The following is a 4,475-nucleotide window of genomic DNA, read 5'->3' as shown; positions in this document are numbered from 1 at the left end:
CGACGGTTATACTCCGCCTCGCTAAAAGGAAGCCCGGGCGCCAAGCTCGACTGAGTGTTCGCCATTACCTCTCCTCCGCTCCCGTCGTTGTGCTTAGATGGTCAACTGCCGGGTGGTTTGCGTCAAACACAGTTTGTGTATTGTTAACATCTCGCAGTGAGATGGCCGTGTGAGTGAAGTCCAAGCCTATGAAATATTAGTTTCATTGGGTTAACATCTTGAACCTGCTTAAGGGCTGCCTCTCTTCGACCGCTCACAATCAATCTATTTCGTTTGTATCACAGCCGCAAAAGTGGATTAGGGCGGCGTTCTACCTTGGCCGCCGGTCTCTGCCCGGTGGGCAGACACCACTCCCGGAAAATCAATTCGGATCCTTCGGGAAAGGCTGCATGCTCTGGGGTCAATCGGTTCAGCCGGTTCGCAGGCCGCCGGCACGGCAAATCATCTTCATATCGCGTGCGTGGCCGGGGTTTTGTGCTCCGTTGTTCGTTGACAGGAGTCGAAGATAGTCTCTCAACGTTTTTTAGTAACTGCCAGATCTGGTGGCTTGCCGCTGGCCACGATGTGGCGGCACCGCCACCTCGGCGAGAAGCGAGTGTAGGCGGTATGATAATGCTAGTGCATTTCCTGCAAACTGCGAAACTACTGCAGTGGACGTATGACCGCACTGCCTCTCCGAAGTGCGGTGCGATCTTGCCCATTGGCTGGCCAACTAGATGTTTGATCCCAGATTTTGATGGTTCATCATCGTCCGAATCAAAGGATGCGCTATGGGCCAGGTTCTTCATGGGAGCGCCACGACGACAGAGGCGGTTCGTCGAGCGATACAGCATAGTCAAGAGAGCCTGAGAGCGCTGGCGAAGCGGTACGGGATCAACCAGAAGACTGTTGCCAAATGGCGGGAACGGACCTCGGTGGCCGATGGGACTGTCAGGAATTCTGTGCGCGAGGCCGGTTTCGTCATTGGCTGACGAACTTTTCGCCGAAGACGACGGCGAACTGGGTTTTGGCCTCGAACCACTCGCGCGGAGGTCGTTTCCAATCCTTGGCGCGTGGTTCAGGACCAGATATAACAGTTTCATTGCCGCGTCGTCATTGGGGAAATGGCCTCGGGTGCGGACGGCGCGGCGCAGTTTCGAGTTCAGCGCCTCGATCGCGTTCGTAACCGGTATGGTCATGACGGTGCCACCTGATCCCCGCTGAGATGAAAGGCTTTCGGCGTATGGTGCGACCATCCGGGACAGGGGCACCGGGAGCACGCCAAGTACGGGCAGGCCGATGTATTCGATGAGCTGCGAGCTCGCGTTAGTAGCTGGCCGCCCCTGCGACCTGCCCGGTTGCGCCGAGAGCGCGGATCCGTAGGTGTCGCGTCGCCCGCCGGCTCCCGACTGTTTGAGGAGGAGCCGATGAGACGCGTGATTGGGATGGACATCCACCGCACCTTTGCGGAGGTGGTGGTTTGGGAAGATGGCCAACTGCGCCATCACGGACGGGTCGACATGACCCGCTCGGGACTGGAAGGCTTCGGCCGCAGTTGCGACGAATGGATGAGGTTGTCGTCGAAGCTACGGGCAACGCCATGGCAGTGGTGCGGGTTCTGTCGCCCTATTGCCAGCGGTTTTCTGCCGGCGGTCTGGGTTCCCGATGAGCGGACGGAGCGGCTTCGCCGCTTCGTCACGCGGCGCAACCAGGTCGTGCGGCATCGCACGCGCGTGAAGAACGAGGTGCATGGATTCCTGCAGGCGCACCTCGTGCCGAAGTGCCCGCATGCCGATCTGTTCAACCGTCGGGGTCGCGCCTGGCTCGAGCGGCAGGTGCTTCCCGACGACGAGCGGGCCGCTATCGCTCGCCACATCCGCGAGATCGACCGCCTGGCCGAGGATCTGGCTGACCTCGATCGGGAGATCGCCCGGGAAGCGGTTGATGATGTGCAAGTCCGGCGTCTTCAGACGATCACCGGCGTCAATGCCATCGTCGCGAGCGGTATCATCGCCGCCGTCGGCGACATCCGGCGGTTCCGCGAACCGCAGAAGCTGGTGAGCTACTTCGGCCTCAATCCTCGTGTGCGTCAATCCGGTCTTGGCTTGGCGCAATATGGCCGGATCAGCAAACATGGGCGTTCCCATGCCCGCGCCATGCTGGTCGAGGCCGCCTGGGCGGCGGCGAAGGCGCCCGGACCGCTCAGGGCTTTCTTCCTGCGCATCCGCAACAAGCGCGGCCATCAGGTCGCAGCCGTGGCGCTCGCCCGCAAGCTCGCCGTGTTGATCTGGCATCTGCTGACAAAGGAGCAGGACTACTTCTGGGCTCGCCGGCGCTGGTGGCGGCAAAGCAGAGGCAGCTCGCTCTCAAGGCTGGCGCGCCGGGCGAGCGCGGTGTCGGTCGCCGCGGTTCGGCTTACGCCTACAACGTGAAGGAGTTGCGAAACAGCGAGAAAGCCGCGGCCGAGAATGCCGAACGTGCCTACGAGCTGATGGTTCGGCATTGGCGGTCACTAGGGCCGAAGCGGCGCACGGACGCCACAAACGAGGAACGACTATAACGGCTGCGCGGCGGCGCTCTCATCCTCTCACGCCGCTCTTTGCCACGTGGTCGTCCGTGCCAGGCGAACATAACATAAGCAAATATCCCGGTGCGACAGTCATCGCCCCGGTCCACTCCAGAAAGGCGCCGTGCTCGACGCAGTCAAGGCGTGGCCTGGAAACCTCGCAGCCGGCCATGGCGCCATCGCACCGGCCAGCCTTGACTGCGTCTCGACACGCTCGCATGGGAAATCCTGTGGGCCGGGACGAAGAAACACGCTCACCTGAGCCGAACAAATAAACGCACAGGAGTCGAGAAAGCCGAAATCACGCTTGTCGATGTCATCCGTGGTGTAGATGATCCGGCGCACGCTTTCGGGGAAGGCGAAGAACGGCACCACGTGTTGCCAGTTGCGCCGCCAGCTCTGGGTGATCGCCGGATACCGCTGGCCCCAGTAGCCGGCTTCGAATTCCTCCAGGGCCTTCATGCCGGCTTCGGCATCCTTTGCCCGGTAGATCGCGCGCAGCGCCGGCACGACCGGCTTGCGATCCTTCCACGACACGAACTCCAGCGAATGGCGGATCAGATGCACGATGCAGGTTTGGACCACGGTCTGGGGGAAGACGGCGTTGATCGCCTCGGGGAAGCCCTTCAGGCCGTCGACGACGGCGATCAAGACGTCGGCGACGCCACGGCTCTTCAGCTCGTTCATGACGCGCAGCCAGAACTTGGCGCCCTCGGTCTGCTCGATCCAAATGCCGAGGATCTCCTTCGTGCCGTCCGGCAGGATGCCGAGCGCGATGTAGACGGCCTTGTTGCGCACGAAGCCCTCGTCCCTGATCTTGACCCGGATCGCATCGAAGAAGACGAGCGGATAGATCGCATCCAGCGGGCGGTTCTGCCACTCGGCCACTTCCTCCAGGACGGCGTCGGTGACGGCCGAGATCAGTTCCGGCGACACGTCGATGCCGTAGAGCTCCTCCAGATGGCCGCGGATCTCGCGCACCGTCATGCCGCGCGCCTACATGGAGATGATCTTGTCGTCGAAATCGGGAAAGCGGCGCTGGTATTTGGCGATCAGCTTCGGATCGAAGATCCCGGCCCGGTCGCGCGGGATCGACAGCGTCATCTTCGACGTGCCCGTCAGAACCGACTTCCTCGAATGGCCGTTGCGGCGATTGGCGCTGCCGTCGGTGCGGTCGTCCTCGAGGTGCTCGTCGAGTTCAGCGTTCAGAATCCGTTCCGAAAGCGCCTCAGGTCGTCGAGCAATCCGTCCTTGGCAAACACCTCATTCGGATCGCGGCCGGCAAGCAGTTGGTCCAGAAGTTCCTTCTCGATAGCCATGTGATGATTCTCTCCTTTCCATCATCATGGCCTCGCGCACAGAATTCCTGACAGTCCCGTGGACGATGTGCCGACCGGTCCGAGAGAGCCTAGATCGACGGTGCTCTTGCCCGAGGAGGAGGCCGTCATCGTCCCCTTCCGGCGCTACACTCTGTTGCCACTCGATGACTGCCTCTACGCCTTACAAGCGACGATCCCACACGACGCGCTCGTCACTGCATCGCTGCCTGCAGCGCCACGGCATCAGCCGCCTGCGGACGTAGAAGGTGACAAGCCGGCGAAGAAGAAGTTCAAGAGCCATCCGATCGGCTACTTCCACATCGACGTCGCCGAGGTGCGCACCGAACAGGGCAAGCTGCACATGTTCGTCGCCATTGATCGCACCTCGAAGTTCCCCTTCGTGGAAACGGCCACCACCGCCATATCGAGAGACTTCCTGCTGCGCCTGATCGCGGCCGTTCCCTACAAGATCCACGCCGTCCTCACCGACAACGTCCTAAGCGCGGAACGAAATGGAGCCTGCAGTCAAGGTCTCTCTGTTCGTCAGCATGCCCTTGCTGCGTGACGTTGGTCAAGTCGTCGAACCAGGCGGCTTCCACCGGCAAGGGAAA

Annotated in this window: 1 protein-coding gene and 4 pseudogenes; 3 read left to right on the top strand and 2 right to left on the bottom strand. The window is 61.5% G+C overall.

The window, feature by feature from the left end; translation table 11 throughout:
* Nucleotides 1-770: 770 nt before the first annotated feature.
* Nucleotides 771-923: pseudogene (locus tag EN862_RS34650) on the top strand (IS481 family transposase); the annotation flags it as partial.
* Between the two features lie 37 nt (nt 924-960).
* Here the strand turns inward: EN862_RS34650 and EN862_RS34645 are convergent.
* Nucleotides 961-1,163, bottom strand: a pseudogene (locus EN862_RS34645) (transposase); the annotation flags it as partial.
* A 261-nt stretch (nt 1,164-1,424) separates the two neighbouring features.
* Between EN862_RS34645 and EN862_RS34640 the strand changes: the two are divergent.
* Nucleotides 1,425-2,411, top strand: a complete 987-nt coding sequence (locus tag EN862_RS34640) for an IS110 family transposase (RefSeq protein WP_348628729.1) — start codon at nt 1,425-1,427, stop codon at nt 2,409-2,411.
* Nucleotides 2,412-2,854: 443 nt separating this feature from the next.
* Here EN862_RS34640 and EN862_RS34635 read toward each other — a convergent pair.
* A pseudogene (locus EN862_RS34635) lies at nt 2,855-3,864 on the bottom strand (IS256 family transposase); the annotation flags it as partial.
* Between the two features lie 76 nt (nt 3,865-3,940).
* On the opposite strand from EN862_RS34635, the pseudogene EN862_RS34630 reads away from it, so the two are divergent.
* Nucleotides 3,941-4,357 (top strand): annotated as a pseudogene (locus tag EN862_RS34630) (IS481 family transposase); the annotation flags it as partial.
* Between the last annotated feature and the right edge of the window lie 118 nt (nt 4,358-4,475).

Origin of the sequence: Mesorhizobium sp. M2E.F.Ca.ET.219.01.1.1, from assembly GCF_004016445.2 — a bacterium.
Classification (GTDB): domain Bacteria; phylum Pseudomonadota; class Alphaproteobacteria; order Rhizobiales; family Rhizobiaceae; genus Mesorhizobium.
The sequence above is the reverse complement of the archived record's forward strand: the minus strand, read 5'-3'. Positions and strand labels throughout refer to the sequence as shown.

Bases quoted from the DNA above. Each gene is read 5' to 3' on its own strand.
- EN862_RS34640 (WP_348628729.1), top strand. From the start codon at position 1,425: ATGGACATCCACCGCACCTTTGCGGAGGTGGTGGTTTGGGAAGATGGC.